This window comes from Ruegeria sp. HKCCD7559 (genome assembly GCF_013110575.1).
GTDB lineage: Bacteria > Pseudomonadota > Alphaproteobacteria > Rhodobacterales > Rhodobacteraceae > Ruegeria.
The window spans coordinates 135,885-154,752 of the sequence record NZ_WVQU01000005.1 but is presented as its reverse complement, the minus strand read 5'-3'; the positions used below and the strand labels follow the sequence as shown (position 1 = coordinate 154,752).

At 57.3% G+C, this 18,868-nt stretch carries 17 protein-coding genes; 6 read left to right on the top strand and 11 right to left on the bottom strand.

What is annotated here, in order from left to right:
• The first annotated feature begins 38 nt into the window (after window positions 1-38).
• From ftsH to GS605_RS14650, 6 genes are all read left to right on the top strand, one after another.
• The gene (gene ftsH / locus GS605_RS14675; RefSeq protein WP_171636833.1) at window positions 39-1,952 is read left to right on the top strand and encodes an ATP-dependent zinc metalloprotease FtsH; all 1,914 of its coding nucleotides are present in this window, start codon (window positions 39-41) and stop codon (window positions 1,950-1,952) included.
• Between the two features lie 97 nt (window positions 1,953-2,049).
• Window positions 2,050-2,646 (top strand): MOSC domain-containing protein, encoded by a 597-nt coding sequence (locus GS605_RS14670; protein WP_171636835.1) that lies wholly within the window; start codon window positions 2,050-2,052, stop codon window positions 2,644-2,646.
• A 144-nt stretch (window positions 2,647-2,790) separates the two neighbouring features.
• Entirely contained in the window at window positions 2,791-4,467 is a 1,677-nt protein-coding gene (locus tag GS605_RS14665; RefSeq protein ID WP_171170859.1) for a formate--tetrahydrofolate ligase, read from the top strand.
• A 60-nt stretch (window positions 4,468-4,527) separates the two neighbouring features.
• Window positions 4,528-4,833, top strand: a complete 306-nt coding sequence (locus GS605_RS14660; protein ID WP_171636837.1) for a chorismate mutase — start codon at window positions 4,528-4,530, stop codon at window positions 4,831-4,833.
• 53 nt (window positions 4,834-4,886) lie between these two features.
• Entirely contained in the window at window positions 4,887-5,777 is an 891-nt protein-coding gene (gene folD, locus GS605_RS14655) for a bifunctional methylenetetrahydrofolate dehydrogenase/methenyltetrahydrofolate cyclohydrolase FolD (RefSeq protein ID WP_171636839.1), read from the top strand.
• A 369-nt stretch (window positions 5,778-6,146) separates the two neighbouring features.
• Window positions 6,147-6,740, top strand: coding sequence for a LytTR family DNA-binding domain-containing protein (locus GS605_RS14650; RefSeq protein ID WP_245218136.1), 594 nt, complete (start codon window positions 6,147-6,149; stop codon window positions 6,738-6,740).
• A 2-nt stretch (window positions 6,741-6,742) separates the two neighbouring features.
• Here GS605_RS14650 and pdeM read toward each other — a convergent pair whose 3' ends face one another.
• From pdeM to GS605_RS14595, 11 genes are all read right to left on the bottom strand, one after another.
• Entirely contained in the window at window positions 6,743-7,405 is a 663-nt protein-coding gene (gene pdeM, locus GS605_RS14645) for a ligase-associated DNA damage response endonuclease PdeM (RefSeq protein WP_171724437.1), read from the bottom strand.
• Between the two features lie 40 nt (window positions 7,406-7,445).
• Complete coding sequence (locus GS605_RS14640; RefSeq protein WP_171724436.1) at window positions 7,446-9,857, bottom strand: ligase-associated DNA damage response DEXH box helicase; 2,412 nt, start codon at window positions 9,855-9,857, stop codon at window positions 7,446-7,448.
• Window positions 9,858-9,897: 40 nt separating this feature from the next.
• Window positions 9,898-11,205: an ATPase gene (locus tag GS605_RS14635; RefSeq protein ID WP_171636847.1), complete on the bottom strand. Its 1,308-nt coding sequence runs from the start codon at window positions 11,203-11,205 to the stop codon at window positions 9,898-9,900.
• A gap of 115 nt (window positions 11,206-11,320) precedes the next feature.
• Complete coding sequence (locus GS605_RS14630; RefSeq protein ID WP_171724435.1) at window positions 11,321-11,866, bottom strand: prepilin peptidase; 546 nt, start codon at window positions 11,864-11,866, stop codon at window positions 11,321-11,323.
• Between the two features lie 3 nt (window positions 11,867-11,869).
• Window positions 11,870-12,721, bottom strand: a complete 852-nt coding sequence (locus GS605_RS14625; RefSeq protein ID WP_171636850.1) for a lipopolysaccharide assembly protein LapB — start codon at window positions 12,719-12,721, stop codon at window positions 11,870-11,872.
• Window positions 12,722-12,751: 30 nt separating this feature from the next.
• Window positions 12,752-13,294: a tetratricopeptide repeat protein gene (locus GS605_RS14620; protein WP_371732270.1), complete on the bottom strand. Its 543-nt coding sequence runs from the start codon at window positions 13,292-13,294 to the stop codon at window positions 12,752-12,754.
• Window positions 13,295-13,351: 57 nt separating this feature from the next.
• A complete protein-coding gene (locus GS605_RS14615) occupies window positions 13,352-14,326 on the bottom strand; it encodes a type II secretion system F family protein (RefSeq protein WP_171636852.1) in 975 nt (324 codons plus the stop codon).
• 10 nt (window positions 14,327-14,336) lie between these two features.
• The gene (locus GS605_RS14610) at window positions 14,337-15,305 is read right to left on the bottom strand and encodes a type II secretion system F family protein (protein ID WP_117869719.1); all 969 of its coding nucleotides are present in this window, start codon (window positions 15,303-15,305) and stop codon (window positions 14,337-14,339) included.
• A gap of 11 nt (window positions 15,306-15,316) precedes the next feature.
• Window positions 15,317-16,759: a CpaF family protein gene (locus tag GS605_RS14605; RefSeq protein WP_171636855.1), complete on the bottom strand. Its 1,443-nt coding sequence runs from the start codon at window positions 16,757-16,759 to the stop codon at window positions 15,317-15,319.
• A gap of 25 nt (window positions 16,760-16,784) precedes the next feature.
• Window positions 16,785-18,020 carry an AAA family ATPase gene (locus tag GS605_RS14600; protein ID WP_152457246.1) on the bottom strand — a complete coding sequence of 412 codons (1,236 nt, stop codon included), beginning with the start codon at window positions 18,018-18,020 and terminating at the stop codon, window positions 16,785-16,787.
• 221 nt (window positions 18,021-18,241) lie between these two features.
• The gene (locus GS605_RS14595) at window positions 18,242-18,865 is read right to left on the bottom strand and encodes an OmpA family protein (protein ID WP_171636857.1); all 624 of its coding nucleotides are present in this window, start codon (window positions 18,863-18,865) and stop codon (window positions 18,242-18,244) included.
• Window positions 18,866-18,868 lie beyond the last annotated feature (3 nt).

Below are 18,868 nucleotides of genomic sequence, written 5' to 3'. Positions count from 1 at the left end.
GCAGCTTCTCACCTGCCGGAACTTTTGGGAGAATTTCCTTGGGCAACGCTCGCAATATCGCGTTTTGGGTCGTTCTGTTCCTGCTAATCCTTGCACTGTTCAATCTGTTCAGTGGACCGGGCGGAACGCTTCAGAGCAATGAAAGAACTTACTCCGATTTCGTCGGCGCCGTGCAAGGCGGTGAAGTCAAGAACGTGACGCTGGATGGTGAACAGATCCGCTATACGACCGAGAGCGGTGCAACTTACGTCACGATCAAACCCGGCGATGCCGAGGTCACCAAGCTTTTGATCGATGAGAACATCCCGGTTCAAGCGGTCAAGCAACAGCAGTCGGGCTTCCAGTCTTTCCTGATCACGCTGTTGCCGTTCCTGTTGCTGATCGGTGTCTGGGTCTATTTCATGAACCGGATGCAGGGCGGCGGCAAAGGCGGTGCGATGGGCTTTGGCAAGTCGAAGGCCAAGATGCTGACCGAAAAGCATGGCCGCGTCACATTTGACGACGTCGCGGGCATCGACGAGGCCAAGGAAGAACTGGAAGAGATCGTCGAATTCCTGCGCAATCCACAGAAGTTCAGCCGCCTTGGCGGTAAGATCCCCAAGGGCGCGCTGCTGGTCGGACCTCCGGGCACCGGTAAGACCTTGCTGGCCCGTGCCATCGCGGGTGAGGCGGGTGTGCCGTTCTTCACTATTTCAGGGTCCGACTTTGTCGAGATGTTCGTGGGTGTCGGTGCATCCCGTGTCCGGGACATGTTTGAACAGGCCAAGAAGAATGCGCCTTGTATCGTCTTTATCGACGAGATCGACGCGGTGGGTCGCCATCGTGGCGCTGGCTACGGCGGTGGTAATGACGAACGCGAACAGACCCTCAACCAGTTGCTGGTTGAGATGGACGGCTTTGAGGCCAATGAAGGCGTGATCATTCTGGCGGCCACCAACCGTAAGGATGTTCTGGATCCCGCACTGCTGCGTCCAGGCCGCTTTGACCGTAATGTGACCGTTGGCAACCCCGACATCAAAGGCCGTGAGAAGATTCTGGGCGTGCACGCACGCAAGACACCTTTGGGCCCCGATGTCGATCTGCGCATCATTGCTCGCGGCACGCCGGGCTTCTCGGGTGCCGATCTGGCGAACCTCGTGAACGAGGCTGCTTTGATGGCCGCCCGCGTGGGTCGCCGCTTTGTCACCATGGAAGACTTTGAGAACGCCAAGGACAAGGTGATGATGGGCGCCGAGCGCCGCTCGATGGTGCTGACCCAGGACCAGAAGGAAAAGACAGCCTATCACGAGGCCGGCCATGCCGTTGTCGGCCTGACCCTGCCGTTGTGCGATCCTGTCTACAAAGCCACGATCATTCCGCGCGGTGGTGCGCTGGGTATGGTGGTTTCGCTGCCTGAAATGGATCGCCTGAACTACCACCGTGATGAGTGTGAGCAAAAGCTGGCCATGACCATGGCCGGCAAAGCCGCCGAGGTCATCAAATACGGTGAAGACCACGTTTCGAACGGCCCGGCCGGAGATATCATGCAGGCCAGTCAGCTGGCGCGTGCCATGGTGATGCGCTGGGGCATGTCGGACAAGGTTGGCAACATCGACTATGCCGAGGCGCATGAAGGCTATCAGGGCAACACCGCAGGGTTCTCGGTGTCGGCCCATACGAAAGAGTTGATCGAAGAAGAGGTGAAGCGCCTTATCCAGCAGGGTTATGAGCGCGCGCACCAGATTCTGACCGAACAGCACGAAGCATGGGAACGCCTGGCGCAGGGCCTGCTTGAATACGAAACCCTGACGGGTGATGAGATCAAGCGCGTTATGAACGGTGAATCACCCAGCGAGGATGATGAAGGCGACAAGCCGGATGAAGGCAGCGCGCCCAGTGTCACGGCCATTCCCAAGACAAAGGCCAAGAAATCTCCGCCCGATGGCGGGATGGAGCCTGAACCCACCGCATAGTCAAAAAAGACCCGGCGCATAGTCCGGGTCTTTTTTCTTTTCATCGGTGTTTTGCCGGGCAATATGCGCGCAAGAAAAAGGATGAAAAGGGAAGGCTATGCCGTTTTTGCGTGAAACCAAATTTGCCGCTGAAGCAGTCTGGCTTGGCTATGTCCCTGCGGGAACCTCTTTGCGGGCCCAGGCTGTTGATACGCTGGATCTGGGTTTTGACGGCGTGAAGGGTGAGCGCCACGAAGGCCTCAATCGGGCGTCCTGTGTCCGGGTCTCGAACCTTTACCCGAAAGGCACTGAAATTCGCAACGTGCGTCAGCTTTCAGTTTTGTCCGAGGAGGAGTTGCAGCAAATTGCGCAGGACATGGGGTTGGATCAGCTTGACCCGTCCTATCTTGGGGCTTCCATTGTGCTGCGCGGAATCCCGGATTTCTCTCATATTCCCCCGTCCTCGCGTCTTCAGGCAACGAACGGGGCGACGATAACAGTGGACATGGAAAACGCCCCTTGTGTTCTGCCGGGGCGCGAGATCGAAGCGGATCAACCGGGGCATGGCGCAGCTTTCAAACCTGCGGCGGCCGGGCGTCGGGGCGTCACGGGATGGGTGGAACGCCCGGGGCGCATTCAACTGGGGGACCGGCTGAAACTGTTTGTTCCGGATCAACCTGTTTGGGCTTGTGAAAACGGGCTTGTTTCCGATTAGAAACCCCTGAAACGAACTTACGACGCTTCGCGACGCCAGAATGTCGGAATCCATGGCTATCGGGATTGTACACAAGGGTATGGAATGCACAGCGCCGACGCCCCGCGTCGGTTTTGCACGGTATTCAATCAAGGACCCCGGCCAATGAGCTACAAATCCGATATCGAAATCGCCCGCGAAGCGAACAAAAAGCCGATTCAGGAAATCGGTGCCAAGATCGGCATCGACTCTGCGGATCTGCTGCCTTACGGCCATGACAAGGCGAAGGTCAGCCAGAACTTCATCAACTCGGTTCAGGACCGCGAAGACGGCAAGCTGATCCTGGTGACTGCAATCAACCCGACCCCGGCAGGTGAGGGCAAGACCACGACCACAGTGGGTCTGGGTGACGGCCTGAACCGCATCGGCAAGAACGCGATGATCTGTATCCGCGAAGCCTCGCTTGGCCCCAACTTCGGTATGAAGGGCGGCGCCGCGGGTGGCGGTTATGCGCAGGTCGTTCCGATGGAAGAGATGAACCTGCACTTCACCGGTGACTTCCACGCCATCACCTCGGCGCACTCGCTGCTGTCGGCAATGATCGACAACCACATCTACTGGGGTAACGAGCAAGAGATCGACACCCGCCGTGTCGCATGGCGCCGTGTGGTCGATATGAACGACCGTGCCCTGCGTCAGATCACAGCTTCACTGGGTGGTGTATCGAACGGCTTCCCGCGCGAAGCTGGTTTTGACATCACCGTGGCGTCCGAGGTTATGGCGATCCTCTGCCTGGCAAACGACCTGAAGGACCTTGAAAAGCGTCTGGGCGACATCATCGTTGCTTACCGCCGCGACAAGACGCCGGTCTACTGCCGTGACATCAAGGCCGAAGGCGCAATGACCGTTCTGCTGAAGGACGCGATGCAGCCGAACCTGGTGCAGACGCTGGAAAACAACCCGGCCTTCGTCCACGGCGGCCCGTTTGCGAACATCGCGCATGGCTGTAACTCGGTCATCGCGACCAAGACCGCTCTGAAAGTTGCCGACTATGTCGTGACCGAAGCCGGTTTCGGTGCGGATCTGGGTGCCGAGAAGTTCATGAACATCAAGTGCCGCAAGGCGGGCATTGCCCCGTCGGCTGTGGTGCTGGTTGCGACCGTGCGGGCAATGAAGATGAACGGAGGCGTTGCCAAGGCCGATCTGGGTGCGGAAAACGTTGAGGCCGTCAAATCAGGCTGTGCCAACCTTGGCCGTCACATCGAGAACGTGAAATCCTTCGGTGTACCGGTTGTCGTCGCGATCAACCACTTCGTCACCGATACCGATGCCGAAGTTCAGGCGGTGAAAGACTATTGTGGCGAGCACGGCGTCGAGGCGGTTCTATCGCGTCACTGGGAGCTGGGTTCCGAAGGGTCTGCCCCATTGGCCGAGAAAGTCGTCGAAATCGTCGAAGGTGGCACCGCGAACTTCGCACCGATCTACCCCGACGATATGCCTCTGTTCGAGAAGATCGAAACCATCGCCAAGCGCATCTACCGCGCTGACGAGGTTCTGGCTGACAACAAGATCCGCAACCAGCTACGTGAATGGGAAGAAGCCGGATATGGCAACCTGCCGGTCTGCATGGCCAAGACGCAGTATTCCTTCTCGACCGACCCATCGCTGCGCGGTGCACCCACGGGCCATTCGGTTCCGGTGCGCGAGGTACGCCTGAGCGCGGGCGCAGGCTTCATCGTGGTCGTCTGCGGCGAGATCATGACCATGCCTGGTCTGCCCCGCAAACCGGCTGCCGAAACCATCTGCCTCAATGACGCAGGTGAGATCGAGGGCTTGTTCTAAGCCGCCGAATAGGACATCTCGTGGTCCGGGGATTCATTCCCGGGCCATGAGGAGATGACGATGCCCACTCTGACACCGCCTCAGAACTGCAACACGATGCAGGAGCTGCGGGCTGAGATCGACAAGCTGGATCGCCAACTGATCGAAATGCTGGTGACACGCGCCAGCTATATCGACCGCGCGTCGCAGCTGAAACCGGGCGAGGGCCTTCCGGCCCGTATCCCGGAACGCGTCGAAGAGGTGGTGCAACGCGTGCGTGCAAGCTCGGACGCGCTGGGGATGGACCCGGATCTGGCCGAGAAGCTGTGGCGCATATTGATTGACTGGTCGATTGCACGCGAAGAGCGCGTGATTGGCACCGACTGACTGACCGGGCGTTCTGTGCGCCCGATCCGTTTTTTGAAAGAAGGGATCGAAGTATGGTAGCTCAGGTTATCGACGGTAAGGCCTTTGCCGCAAAAGTGCGCGGTCAAGTTGCCGATCAGGTCGCAAAGCTGAAAGAAGAAAACGGCATCACCCCCGGCCTGGCCGTGGTTCTTGTGGGCGAAGACCCAGCCAGCCAGGTTTATGTCCGCTCGAAGGGCAAAATGACCGTTGAAGTCGGCATGAACTCGTACGAGCACAAACTGGACGCCGCGACGTCGGAAGAAGACCTGCTGGCGCTGATCGACAAGCTGAACAACGACCCGGCCGTGCATGGCATTCTGGTTCAGTTGCCGCTGCCCAAACACCTGAACGAGGATCTGGTGATCAACTCGATCGACCCGGCCAAGGATGTGGATGGCTTCCACATTTCGAACGTGGGCCTTCTGGGCACCGGTCAGAAATCGATGGTGCCCTGCACCCCGCTGGGCTGCCTGATGATGCTGCGTGACCACCACGGTTCGCTTTCCGGCATGGACGCCGTTGTGATCGGCCGCTCGAACATTGTGGGCAAACCGATGGCGCAGCTGCTGCTGGGCGACAGCTGCACCGTGACCATCGCGCATTCGCGCACCAAGGATCTGCCGGATGTCGTACGCCGCGCCGACATCGTTGTTGCCGCTGTTGGCCGCCCCGAGATGGTTCCGGGCGACTGGATCAAGGAAGGCGCGACCGTGATCGACGTAGGCATCAACCGCATCGAACGCGACGGAAAGAACAAGCTGGTCGGTGACGTGGACTATGCCAGCGCGTCCCAGCGTGCTGGCGCCATCACTCCGGTTCCGGGTGGTGTAGGTCCAATGACCATTGCATGCCTGTTGGCCAACACTTTGACTGCGTGCTGCCGCGCCAACGCTCTGCCCGAACCCGAAGGTTTGACTGCCTAAGGCAATCTGGTCGGGTCGATCATATCGGCCCGGCACACTCTTCGGTTGTGCGTGACCCCGCGAGACAATCGTTGCACGCTGTAGCCATTTTGCCCTGAATGGGTTTGACAGCTTAAGAAATCGTGATATCCCAGTATTCCCAGTTGGTTACAGGTAAGGTGCATCAGTGCGTGTCGTGCTAAGGTTGAATTTTGTTGAGTCATGCACAAAAGCGGTATGACGTCTGGGATTAACACTATTCGGAATGCTTGTACCCCACAGCGAGTGACGGCGGGCCTTGTCTTTCTTCCCTTGCTTGCCTACGCGTTTCCTCCGTTTCTGGTCGCGGATCTGAGCTTCGGTTTGCGTCTTCTTTTCTGGACCGGGGTGATGGTCCTTGCCCTGACAGTCACCGGTTTGGCGCGCAAGCTGATGCAGAAAAACCCTGTTCTGTTGAATGTTCCCGTCCGTGATCTGGCATTCGCGGCACTGATCCTGGTTCTGTTCACGCCGTCCCTTTGGATATTGGCGTGGGTCCTGTTCACGTGCGGGGGCCACATAGTACCTGGCGCCCAGACCGTAGCGGTATATGGGGTCCTGTTTGCAACGGGTTTGGTTCTTGTGCAACGCAATGATCTGAACCCATTGATGGCCTCGACCCCGGACGCCGAGAAGCCGCGCCTGATCAGGCGTCTGCCGCCTGACTTCGATGGTCAAATCCATCGTTTGACGGTCAGGGACCACAATGTGGATATTGTCACTTCAGAAGGCACGTTCACGGTCCGCTCGCGCTTTACGGACGCAATTGCCGAGATGGAGCCGGTCCCCGGGCACTGTTCGCACCGGTCACATTGGGTGGTAGACGCGTCCATTGTTGGGCTTGAAAAAAAAGCGGGTAAAACCTTTTTGCGCCTGATGAACGGCGATCTGGTTCCAGTAAGCCGCAAGTACAAACCGAAGTTGGAAGAAGACGGGTTGATCTGAACTCAACGCGGCATTGGGATCATCTGTGGTTGCGGACCCGTTAGAATGGCCATTGCGTCCGAGCCCATGAGATCGGAAAGTGCCCGATCCGAACTGCGCAACCCCCCGGTGTAAGTTCCGTAGGCAGGCAGGATCAGCCGGTTTCTGTCCAGCAGAAAGGCGGGCCGGGAAATGTGCCTTCCTTTTGTCCGAATCTGTGCTTTCGGATGAAAATGGCCTGAAATTTCACCTTGCGGCCGATCTTGGGCGATGTGACGAAAGACAAGAGGGCCGCACTGCCATTCGACCAGATGAGAGCCCCCCATCTCGATCGGGCCGGGATCGTGATTCCCTTCGATCCAGATCCATTGGCGCCCGGCCTGCAAAGTCGCAATCCTCAACCCTTCTGCGTCGGGCAAGGTTTGGGCCGCTTCGAGATCGTCAAAGCTGTCACCCAGGCAGATGACGGTTTCGGCGTTGGTGTGTTCCAGATCGCGCGCCAGCCGGTCAAGCGTTTCGCGACTGTCATAAGGCGGAAGCGTAGCCCCGCCCCGTCGGGCCATACGTTCTGATTTTCCCAGATGCAGGTCCGAAACACAAAGCAGTCGCCGCGCCGGCCACCATAATGCGCCAGACGGCAACGCAGCGAGTTGCTGGTTTGCAAAGGAAAATTCACACACGTTCATGATACGTTCTTGACCTGATTCCACATCTTGCGCAAGGGCTTCAAAGCTGGTCCAACCCGGCGGCTTCCAGCAGGCGGGCGCTTTCTTCGGCAAGCAGCCTTTCTTCGGCGGCTCCTTTGACAGGTACCTTTCCGACCTCAAGAAACAGCGGCGCGGCCAGTGGGGAAATGCGGTCCAGACGCAGCAGGTCGATGCGGTCGCCGATGCGCGCCAGCATTGCCTCGATCCGACCGAAGTCAACCAACCCGCGCATGGCTTCTTCGCGGGTGATCTGCATCAACAGATGATCGGGATCATATTTCAGCAAAGTGTCATAGAGAATATCCGACGAAAACGTGGCTTGCCGCCCGGTTTTACGTTGCCCGGCCAAGTTGCGTTCGATCAGACCGGCAATCGTGGCCGACGCGCGAAAGGTACGCTTCATGACTGCGTTGCCTGCCAGCCATGTGTCCAGCCCGTCACGCAGCGCTTCGGGTTGAAACAAAGGGCGTGGGTCAGTGACCGCATCCAAACCCCAAATCAGCGTGGCATAGTCTGTAGCGACAAACCCCAGCGGCGCCAAACCGGTTTCCTCCATCCGTTTGGTCAGCAGCAGCCCCAGTGTTTGTTGCGCGTTGCGGCCGGCGAATCCGTATACGCACAGATGCTCTCGCCCGTCGCTTGGAAAGCTTTCGATCAGCAGACGATCGCGTTGAGGCAGGCGGGACATTTGGCGCTGCAAGTCCAGCCAATCAGCCGTATGGGAAGGCAGGTGCGGCCAGTCAGTTTGGGCGAACATGCGCAGAATGCGGTCGCTGAGTTGCGTTGAGGTCGCAAATTTCGTGCCCGAGAAGGTCGCGATCTTTGGTTTGCGATCGGCGCGACGGCTGACTTCGACCACCATTTCACGCAGACCTTCATACCGCACAATCTGTCCGCCGATCAGGAAGGTATCGCCGGGGGTCAGCGAAGCAGCAAAGGCTTCCTCGACTTCGCCCAACGGTTTACCGCCACGGCTGCGTCTAAGGCGAACTTTGAGTGTATCCGTGTCCTGAATCGTGCCCAAATTCATGCGAATGCGCGACGCTGCGCGGGGATCGCGCAATTGCCATTGCCCGTCGGCGCGCTGCTGTAACCTTTGCCAGCGATCATAGGCGCGCAAGGCGTAGCCACCGGTGGCACAGAAATCCAGACAGGCGTCAAATTCGGATCGGGTCAACTGTGCGTAAGGTCCCGCGGATGTCATCTCGGCATATAGATCATCAGCGTCAAAGGGCCCGGCACAGGCCGCAATCAGAATGTGCTGGCACAACACATCGCGGGGGCCGGGGCCTCGGGGTTCTCCGTCCAGGTCATGGGCTTTGGCGGCCTCGAGCGCAGCGACGCATTCGACAACCTCAAAACGGTTCGCAGGAACCAGCAGCGCCTTGGAAGGCGCGTTGTAGCGGTGGTTGGCCCGACCAATCCTTTGCACCAGCCGCTTGACGTTCTTGGGCGCACCGATCTGAATCACCAAATCGACATCGCCCCAATCAATGCCCAGATCGAGGCTGCCGGTGCAGACGATGGCGCGCAATTCGCCACGCACCATCGCGGCCTCGACCCGCTCGCGTTGCTGCCGGTCAAGGCTGCCATGATGGATGCCGATGGGCAGGCCGTCGTCATTCGCCAGCCACAGATTGTGAAAGTAGATTTCGGCCTGCGCGCGGGTGTTGTGAAAGATCAGCGTGGTCTTGTGCCGCCGGATCTGGTCCAGCACAGCCGGAATCGAATAGGCCGCGCCTCCGCCGGACCAGGGCGGCGTTTCCGTTGTTTCCAGCATCTGGATGTCCGGGTCCGGGCCGGGATCGGCCTGCACGATCCGGCAGGCGTCCGGGTGGCGCGCCAGAAAGCCGGCAATTGCCGCAGGGTCTTCGACTGTGGCTGACAGGCCTACACGACGCAGACCCGGGTTGAGGCGCTGAAGACGTGCCAGGGCCAGCATCAGCTGATCGCCGCGCTTGCTTTCCGCCAGCGCGTGGACTTCGTCGACGATGATCCGCTGTACCCCATCGAACATGCGCGGCGCATCTTTGTACGAGGTCAGCAGTGCCAGACTTTCCGGTGTGGTCAGCAGGATATGGGGTGGATCGGCCCTTTGGCGTTTCTTCTGCGTGGCCGAGGTGTCACCGGTGCGATCCTCGATCCGGATGGGCAGGCCGATCTCATCCACCGGGGTGCGCAGGTTACGTTTGATATCCGCCGCCAGCGCCTTGAGCGGCGAGACATAGAGTGTATGCAACCCGTTGTGGTCCCCGTCGGCCAGTTCGGACAGGGAAGGCAGAAATCCGGCCATGGTCTTGCCGCCACCGGTTGGGGCGATCAGCAGGGTTGCCGGTTCCTTCGCCCGGTCGAACATTTCTTTCTGATGTGGGTGGATGGACCAACCTTTGGAGGAGAACCACGTACCAATCCGAGCGGGAATCTGCGTCATGGTTGCAGATTACCCGCCCGGAGGAGGGATTGGCACGGCGTTATTTGACGATTTTCTCGTCTTTTACGAACATGTTGGCCCAGGCACGGTCAATCAGGTCCGGGCTCATCTGATAAGGGATGCCTTCGAACTCGCAGATCGAGATCATCTGATCGATCAGGAAGATCGGTTGGTAGTTGGCATAAATATTGTTGATGGTCGGGTACTTGACCTTCAACAGGTGCACCAATGCCGCCTCATCCAGCGGCATACCTCGTTTGCGGGCCACCATGGCAAAGATTTTCAGGAAGTTCTCCTGATTGGGGCCGTCAATCTTGATCTTGAAGAAGATCCGGCGCAAGGCCGCTTGGTCGAAGATCTCATTGGGGTGGAAGTTGGTCGAGAAGATGACCAGCGTGTCAAACGGAACTTCGAACTTTTCACCTGATTGAAGGCCGAGGATATCCTTGTTTTCTTCAAGCGGGACAATCCAACGGTTGACCAGCGCCTGCGGCGGTTCGGCCTGACGGCCAAGGTCATCAACGATGAAAATGCCACCGGTGGATTTCAGCTGCAAGGGGGCCTGATAGGTTCGGGCGGTCGGATTGTAGACCAGATCCAACATACTGAGCGAGAGCTCACCACCGGTTACGACGGTAGGGCGTTCGCATTGCACATAGCGAGAATCGAACCGCTTGCGACGACGCAGGCTGTTGGGGTCGTCCGGCTCCTGTTCGATCGCCGTGTGCACGATCGGGTCATAGACCGTGATCACCTGACCCGCATATTCGATAGCGTAGGGCACATAGACGTTATCACCCAACGCATCCCGGATCCCGTTCGAGATTGAGGATTTACCGTTGCCCGGAGGACCGTACATCAGAATCGATCGGCCCGCACTGACCGCCGGGCCCAGATGGTCCAGCAGGCTGTCGGGCAGAACCAGATGACCCATTGCGCCAACCAGTTGCTCTCGCGTGACCTGAATATTTCGGATCGACTGGCGTTTGACCTGCTCGCGATAGACATCCAACGGCACCGGCATTGCGCCGAAATATTCGGATTGGCTCAGCGCATCCAGCGCACGGGCCTTGCCTGCATCGGTCAGCTGATATCCCATCTCATTGCCGCTATTGGCGTTCAGTGTCCCGGTCGCTTCAAGCAGTTTCTGATCGCGCGCGATATCGACCAGTTCCTGTGTTACCGAACCAGGCAGACAGATGGCTTCGGCGACTTCTGATACCGTGCTCGCGTTTTTGCGAAAAATCGTCTTCAGCAGAATGTCCCGCATCATTACAAGCGGAAGCTTCATTTCGCCCAGACCTTTGGGGGCAGGGGGGGCCATAACAGAGGAATTCTGCATATTCATGCGCGGTGCTCGTCCATCAAAATGTCACGCCAAGAACCCGAAAACGGGCGTCTTGAAGAAAATGAACCAGCTTTGTGGCGGGACAAAGGCAGCGGCAAGGCGCGCTGATGATAGTTTACGATCCGAGAACAGTGCCCAGAATCAGGTACATCGCCAATGATCCGCCCAAGGCGAAACCCATCGGAAACTGTTTGCCCCGGCTCCAGCTTTCCCAATGCGGCGCGATCGTGCGCAGCCTTGTGATCTTGGCCAAACGATGAGTGACCACGGAAGCCAGAATACAGGCGGTCAGGATCATAAGCATAATTCGCAGATCGCCCAGCCAGACAAACGCCGATGCGGCGGCCAGAAACTTGGCATCGCCAGCGCCCATGGTGCCCGCGGCGTTCAGGAAGATACCAATGACCAAAACCACGACGATATGCAGCAGTTGCCAGAAATAGACCGGCATAGACACGGTGATCGGCCCCAGGTTGCCGCCGACACTGCCTGTAGACCAGGGCGGGATGGCGATCAGTCCTATCACGATGTAAACCAGCGTCAGCGCAAGGACTGCATGGTTCTTGATCCGCATCTCACGCATATCCGTGAAGGCCACGTAAAAGCAGATCGGCAGCACAAACGGCAGAAACCAGGCCGCTGCCACTGCGGGTATTTGCATGTGTCAGGCCCCTTCAAGCGCCCGAAGCGAGCGGACCGCCTCGTCGAAATGCTGCGGGTGGGTTGAAATGGCTTCGCGGAAAAGGTTCTTGGCGGTGGTTATATCGCCCTGTTTGACTGCCGAAATACCCATCGTGTTGAGCAGACGCGCTCGCTCGACCTGAGTCATCGGGACGACTGGCAGGCTATAGTTGCCTTGCGCTGATCGGGCCAAAACCAGGTTGTTCTTGGCAGTAAACAGCGAGTTGTCCTGACGGATCGCTTCCGAGAACAACCGCTCCGCTTCGGCATATTCGCCGCGGGTCAGTTTGGAATATCCCCAGTTGTTCATCACACTGCCAGGACGTGTCGTCAGCCCGACAGCGGTTTCATAGAAATGATCCGCGCGTTTCCACTCTTTCCGGGAATCCGCAACGACTGCCTCGAGGCGATACCGTTTGAAGGTTTCAAAGGTTGGGGGAACCGAATCCAGAACGGTTTTCGCCTGCGACCAGTCGCCGTTTCGGACCAATGCGTCCGCGTATTCAACCTTGTCCGCGGCGTTCGTGCCCTTCATCGTTGTGACGCGCTTCCATGCGGTCACGGCCTCGGTCGTGCGTTTGGCACGGCCCAAAGAAATTGCCAGTCCGCGCTGAAGATCGATCCGGTCCGGGTTCTTGAGCGCTGCGCCGTGGAAATAGGTCACCGCTTCGTTTGGATCTGCGGCGCTCAGAAGCACATCGCTCAGGTTTGTTTCGTCAATAACGTTCACTTCCTGAAACGTTCGTTCAACCTTTTCCTCTTCGGTTTCCTTTGCACAGGCCGAAAGGATCAGACCACTGATAACAACACTCGGAATCAAGAATTGCTGGCGCATTTTTTGCGTCCTTTACTGCTCTCGCCTCAATTACTGGATCTTGCGTAGCGTGAATTGCCCGTCGCCAAGCTGCTCCAGTGTGTATTCTTGTTGTTCTTGTGGGGTATTATTAACAGGATTTTCCATTTTTGCGAGTGCTAAGCGCAGATTGTCCCGGATTGCGTCACTTTCGCCATTGTCCAGCGCATAGGCACGCTGAAACACTTGCGCGGCCTCGGGGTATTCCTGTTTTTCCATCAGCAGGACACCCAGATTGTTCCAGGCCACCGGCCAGTCCGTGTCGTCTTCGACGGCTCTGCGCAGAAGTTTTTCGGCCTGTCCCAAGCGGCGTAGCCCCACATTTGCGGTACCCAGAGACGTCAGGACCTGGGGCGTCATACCCTGTTCCAGCGCGGCCCGGGTAAAGGTTTGAAGCGCCAGTTCGTATTCTCCGGCGGCCATCAATCTGTTTCCGACCTCGATGCTGTCCTCGGCCTGACCTTTGGTGTCAACTCCCGGTGCATCCAAACCGTTGGGTGACAGGCCTTCTGTACAAGAAGCCACCATGGCAAAAACCATGGTGGCCCGGAACATTAGGCGAAACCCGGAAGGGAAGCACCTGAATTCAGCTTTCATATGGCTCTATCCGACCTAGCGTCCAAAACTCGAAATAACATTTGCCGACGGGCCAACCAGAATAATCAGCAGCGGTGGAACCGTCAGCATCATTGTGACAAGAGTCATCTTGGTCGGCAACTTGTTCGCGGCCTCCTCGGCGCGCATCACGCGTTTGTCGCGCATCTCACCGGCGTAAACCCGCAACGCCTCGGCGATTGATGTACCAAATGTTGCCGATTGGATCATAACGGTGACAAAAGAGTTCACGTCCTGAACGCCACAGCGCACGCCGAAGTCGCGCAGGACGGTATCCTTGTCCTTGCCGGCCTTCATTTCATACGCGACGGTTTCGAATTCCTGCGCGATATCCGGATAAGACGCGCTCATTTCACTGGCCACGCGAACGATGGCCTGATCCAGCGATTGACCGGCCTCGACGCAGACCAGCATCAGATCAAGCGTATCGGGAAAACCGGCGGTGATCGCTTCCTTCCGCTCTTCGACCCGTCGCGTGATCCAGTATTTGGGTGCGAAATAGCCGATCGCGCCGGGGACAAGCACCCGGATCATCATCTGTGTTCCGGTAAATTCCTGGCCGCCGGAAAAAACCGTGACCAGCAGAACACCAATGAAAATACCAAGGATCCCCAAGGAAAACTGCGCAAAGTGGAAGAACCGAACCGAATCCTTCGACCTGTAGCCCGCCTGGCGCAGCTTCAGCTCGACGGCCGAGTATTCTTCCTCGTTCTTGGGCTCGAGGAAAGTTGCAAACTTCTCAAGCTGTTCGTTTCGGCTCGAGTTTCGAAGCTGCTCTTTCTTCCCTTTTTTCTGCTTTGGAGGAGCCGCATTCGATCTTTGCAGTTTCTTCAGGGGGTCTTCCGGCTGCTTCATCATCAGTGTGACAGCGACCAGAACCATAAGCAGGCCAAGTACGCCGACAACGATAAGCGGTCCGAATTCACCCAGGTGCTGGGTCAACAGGTCATTGATGCTGGTCAGGATTTCCATGGTGCTGCCCTCAGACCTTGATGTTGGTGATGATTTTCATGACGATCAGGTTCAATGTCAGCAGGATCGCCACAACAAAACACGCGGGAATAAACCAGGGGTGATCCAACACGTCGTCGTAATAGCCCGGGTCCTTGACCAGAATAAAAATCAGACAGGCAACAGGGAACCCGGACAGGAACTTGCCGGACCATTGCGCCTCGGCCGTAATCGCCTTGACCCGACGGAACAGGCGAAAACGGGCGCGGATCACCTTTGCCAATCCGGCCAGAATTTCGGCCAGGTTGCCGCCAGATTGCTGCTGAATACCCACGGCTACGGCAAGAAAGCGCATATCCTGCATGTCCAGACGTTCAGCCATGTCCTTCAGCGCCTCGCCCACATCGCGACCATAGGCACATTCATCAGCGATAACGCCAAATTCGGTTCCCAGCGGATCCTGAACTTCGTTTGCAACCACCTGAATCGTCGACACAAATGGATTGCCAACACGCAGAGATCGTACCATCAGCTCAACCGCATCGGGCAGTTGTTCTTCGATCATTCCCATGCGTTTCTTGGCCTTGTGGTTTACCCAGGCGTAAACGCCGCCGATGCCGATCGCGATGGAAACAACGATACGAAGTGCCGTGTCCGTAGCGGTGCCAATGCTCAAACCGACAAAGGCCATGGCTGATACCAGACCCATGATCATAATCAATTGACGTGGAGAGAACGCGATTGCAGCCTTTTGCGCCTTGTCAGCAAGAAGTGAATACAGAGGAATGCTCTGCGATTTCATATGCTGCTGCATCTCTTTGCGCAGCTGCTCCAGCACCTGTTCGCGTCCGGCACCCTTTTCCAGCATATCCAGGCGCCGGTTGACGCGGCTGTTCAGGCTAATGGACTTGCCGAAGGCGACAAGATAGATGCCCTCGACCAAGGCAAGGACCCCCACAAAGATGGCGACATAAATGATCGCCTCCATAGGCAATTGCATACCCGGTTCTCCTACATTGTGGTTGGGTCGTAGATGGACGCTGGCAAGTCAAAGCCCCATAGACGGAACCGTTCCGAATAGTGGCTCCGGACGCCAGTGGCGGTGAAATGCCCGATGATCTTGTTGTCTGGTGTCAGGCCAACGCGTTGAAAACGAAAGATTTCCTGCATGGAAATCACGTCCCCTTCCATCCCGGTGATCTCGGTGATCGAGGTCATCCGGCGCGAACCGTCCTGTAGGCGGCTGGCCTGCACGATCAGGTTCACAGCCGAGGCGATCTGACTGCGGACCGCCTTGATCGGCATTTCGATCCCGGCCATCGCGATCATGTTTTCCAGACGTGAAATGCCGTCACGGGCCGAGTTGGCGTGAATCGTGGTCATTGATCCGTCGTGACCGGTGTTCATGGCCTGCAACATGTCGATGACCTCGGCGCCGCGTGTCTCACCCACGATGATACGGTCAGGACGCATACGCAGGGCGTTCTTCAGACAGTCGCGCGGGCTGACTTCACCTTTGCCTTCCACGTTGGGCGGGCGGCTTTCCATCCGACCCACATGCGTCTGTTGCAGTTGAAGTTCAGCCGTGTCCTCGATGGTCAGGATCCGCTCGGCATCGTCGATGAAGCTGGACAAGGCGTTGAGCGTGGTCGTTTTACCCGAACCCGTACCCCCGGAAACGATGATATTCAGTCGCGTGGACACGGCGGCCTGCAAATAGGCGGCCATTTCTTCGGTGAACGCACCGAAATTGACCAGGTCGTCAATACCCAGCTTGTCTTTCTTGAATTTACGAATGGAAACAAGCGATCCGTCCACCGCGATCGGAGGCACCATGGCATTGAAACGCGATCCATCGGCCAGACGGGCGTCAACATACGGGTTGGATTCATCGACGCGGCGGCCCACGGCGGACACGATCTTGTCGATGATCCGCATCAGGTGCTTTTCATCTTTAAAGGTAATGTCGCTGAGTTCCAGCTTGCCGGCACGTTCCACAAAAATCTGTTGTGGACCATTCACCAGAATATCGTTGACCGAATCGTCCTGAAGCAGCGCCTCGAGCGGGCCAAGGCCCGTCACCTCGTCATACAGTTCCTTGTTCAGTTGGGACCGGTCTTCGCGGTTCAGAACAATGTTTCGTGTTTCCAGAACTTCACTGGCGATAGCACTGATTTCAGCGCGCAACTCGGCTTCGCCGGCGTTTTCCAGCGCGGCCAGGTTCAGGTTCTCCAGCAGTTCGCGGTGCAGTTCGATCTTGATCTCACCCAACCGCTCCTTGCGTTTGCGGTCTTTGTCTGAACTTGTGACCTCACCAGCAATCTTTTTCACGGGTTTGCGTGCCACCGCAGTCGCGACAGGTGTCGCCTGTGCAGAAGACGCCGCTGTTTCAGCCGGTTGTGCCGGCGTTTTGACGGGCTGCGCTGCGGGTTGCTTTTTGTATCTTGAAAACACGGCTTATCCCCCCTTGGGATGATGTTTACGCAGCTTCTTCGGCACTGCTGCCGAGGCTGTGGAGCGACTTCGCCAGCTTTGCGATTTCGCGGCGCAAAGGGTTCTTGGCGGCCGCATTTGCCAGAGGCAGACCATGATCCCCACTTTGCATGACCGGTTTGCCACCATCAGGCAGCAGAAGGTCGATGGAGATTCCAAGGCTTTCCCCCATGCGTTTCACGCGGCTTTTCCCGTTCAGATCGGTAAATTTCGGCGCGCGGTTCAACGCAAAACGCAGCTTGTTGAATGGTAGCTCCTCTGCCTGCAATGCACGTTTCAGGCGCAGGGCATTCTGGGCGGACCGCATGTCCAGCTCGATCAGGGCGAAATAAACATGGGCGGCCTGCAAAACTGTTTCCGACCACAGGACCAGCGTTTTTGGCATGTCGACAATGACATAGTCGAAATGCGCGCGCGCCATGTCGATCACGCGCTGAATGTCTTCCGGGGTGATCAAGTCCAGTGGCACCATGTCGGAGGGTGCGGTCAAAACCTGAAGCTTTTCTTCATATGTTTGAAGGGCTTGCGAGAATACTTCGCTGTCCATCGCATCGGTATCCGACAGCATTTCAAACACGGTCTCTCGTCGCGGCAGATCCAGATAGGTGGAAACAGTCCCGTATTGCAGGTCCAGATCGATCAGACACACAGTCGGCGCGTCTTTGTCCGAGGCACAGGCCAGTTCCCAGGCCAGGTTTACGGCCAGTGTCGTTGCGCCGACGCCACCTGCCAGGCCCTGAACGACAAACAGTGCGCCTTCCTTGGACGCGCCGCCGGCCAAAGGAACGGCGGCTGCTTGCGCAACGGCAACCGGGTCGGGCTGCTTCATTCGCTCGATGGCTTCCTGCAATTCGCCTTCGGGAAGAGGATAGGGCACGAACTCGTCAGCACCCTTGCGCAGCAGTTGGTGCAGGGATGCCGGGGTAACATCCTCGGCGATCAGAACAACTTTTACTTTCTTTTCATTGGCTTGAGTGATTATCTCACCTAGCAGAGAAAGGTTGTCTTCGTCTTCTCCGTCGATCGCCAGTGCTACGAATTCCAGCGTTTCAGCTTCGGGTTGGCTGAAAAAGGCCAACGCTTCTGCAAATCCCAGATCTCCCCAGCGTTCGCCCAAGATGGCTTCCATGTCTTCGATCAGAAGGTCGAAATTCTGAACATCCCGACTGATGGTGCAGGCCAAGATTGCAGTATTGTCGTCTTGCGGCGTCGCGCTGGTCATAAACACTATCCTCGTCGTGAGGGCTCAGCATGTCATATGAACGAAATCCGCCAGATTGATGTGCTGTCGCCCCAATACGGTCAAATTTGGCCGCAGGTCACCCTATTGTTCACAATGTTGCTTTGAAGTTGGGCGAGAATTGGGCGCAAAAGAACCAATTGTAGGGAAATGGGCGACGATGTCGCCCATTTCAAACGTATTATCCACCGCTTCCGGCGGCACTAGTTGGCCGTATCTGTTGATGATACATTCTCAATCACGGTCTTCCACGTCGCACTTTCAACGTATTCGCGATAGATAATGTTCGCGTATTTACCGTCGAGCAGTTGCGGGTGACGGTCAACAAAGCCAGAAACTTCCGTTACCGTCCGGCGGTTGCGGCGATCCCGATTCGGTGTCGCGATCAACGGCTGCGTTTTCCCAAAGGATACAACGGCTTCAAGTCGTGAACGCGAGATGCCTTGCCGTTCAAGGAACGCAACGACGGCCTGCGCGCGGCGTAGCCCAAGGCTTTTGTTGTAGCTGGTCGACCCAACGGCATCTGTATGTCCGTAAACCCGGAACCTGGCTTCGGGGAACTGTTTGATCCAGTCAGCCTGCTGCAACAGTATGCTTTGCGCTGATGCGTCCAGTTGCGAACTGTTGAAGGCAAAGTTCACTTGGCTGGGCACATCCGCGGCAAATCTGCGACCGAGAATCTGAGCATAGGTCAACTCGCCGTTTTGAACCTGGATATTGTTCAATGTCGCGTTTCCAAAGGTTCCGGCATCGATCTCGTATCCGACCTCGCGCGTACATGCGGCAACGGCGACCGTAAGACCCAGTGTGATGATCCACTTCTGCATTGG

Excerpts from the sequence above, each read along its gene's own strand:
- GS605_RS14630 (WP_171724435.1), bottom strand. The coding sequence starts at position 11,866 with ATGCAAATACCCGCAGTGGCAGCGGCCTGGTTTCTGCCGTTTGTGCTG.
- GS605_RS14665 (WP_171170859.1), top strand. The coding sequence starts at position 2,791 with ATGAGCTACAAATCCGATATCGAAATCGCCCGCGAAGCGAACAAAAAG.
- GS605_RS14625 (WP_171636850.1), bottom strand. The coding sequence starts at position 12,721 with ATGCGCCAGCAATTCTTGATTCCGAGTGTTGTTATCAGTGGTCTGATC.
- GS605_RS14595 (WP_171636857.1), bottom strand. The coding sequence starts at position 18,865 with ATGCAGAAGTGGATCATCACACTGGGTCTTACGGTCGCCGTTGCCGCA.
- GS605_RS14670 (WP_171636835.1), top strand. The coding sequence starts at position 2,050 with ATGCCGTTTTTGCGTGAAACCAAATTTGCCGCTGAAGCAGTCTGGCTT.
- GS605_RS14600 (WP_152457246.1), bottom strand. The coding sequence starts at position 18,020 with ATGACCAGCGCGACGCCGCAAGACGACAATACTGCAATCTTGGCCTGC.
- GS605_RS14660 (WP_171636837.1), top strand. The coding sequence starts at position 4,528 with ATGCCCACTCTGACACCGCCTCAGAACTGCAACACGATGCAGGAGCTG.
- folD (WP_171636839.1), top strand. The coding sequence starts at position 4,887 with ATGGTAGCTCAGGTTATCGACGGTAAGGCCTTTGCCGCAAAAGTGCGC.
- GS605_RS14615 (WP_171636852.1), bottom strand. The coding sequence starts at position 14,326 with ATGGAAATCCTGACCAGCATCAATGACCTGTTGACCCAGCACCTGGGT.
- GS605_RS14635 (WP_171636847.1), bottom strand. The coding sequence starts at position 11,205 with ATGAATATGCAGAATTCCTCTGTTATGGCCCCCCCTGCCCCCAAAGGT.
- GS605_RS14620 (WP_371732270.1), bottom strand. The coding sequence starts at position 13,294 with ATGTTCCGGGCCACCATGGTTTTTGCCATGGTGGCTTCTTGTACAGAA.
- pdeM (WP_171724437.1), bottom strand. The coding sequence starts at position 7,405 with ATGAACGTGTGTGAATTTTCCTTTGCAAACCAGCAACTCGCTGCGTTG.
- GS605_RS14640 (WP_171724436.1), bottom strand. The coding sequence starts at position 9,857 with ATGACGCAGATTCCCGCTCGGATTGGTACGTGGTTCTCCTCCAAAGGT.
- GS605_RS14650 (WP_245218136.1), top strand. The coding sequence starts at position 6,147 with ATGGTCCTTGCCCTGACAGTCACCGGTTTGGCGCGCAAGCTGATGCAG.
- GS605_RS14610 (WP_117869719.1), bottom strand. The coding sequence starts at position 15,305 with ATGCAATTGCCTATGGAGGCGATCATTTATGTCGCCATCTTTGTGGGG.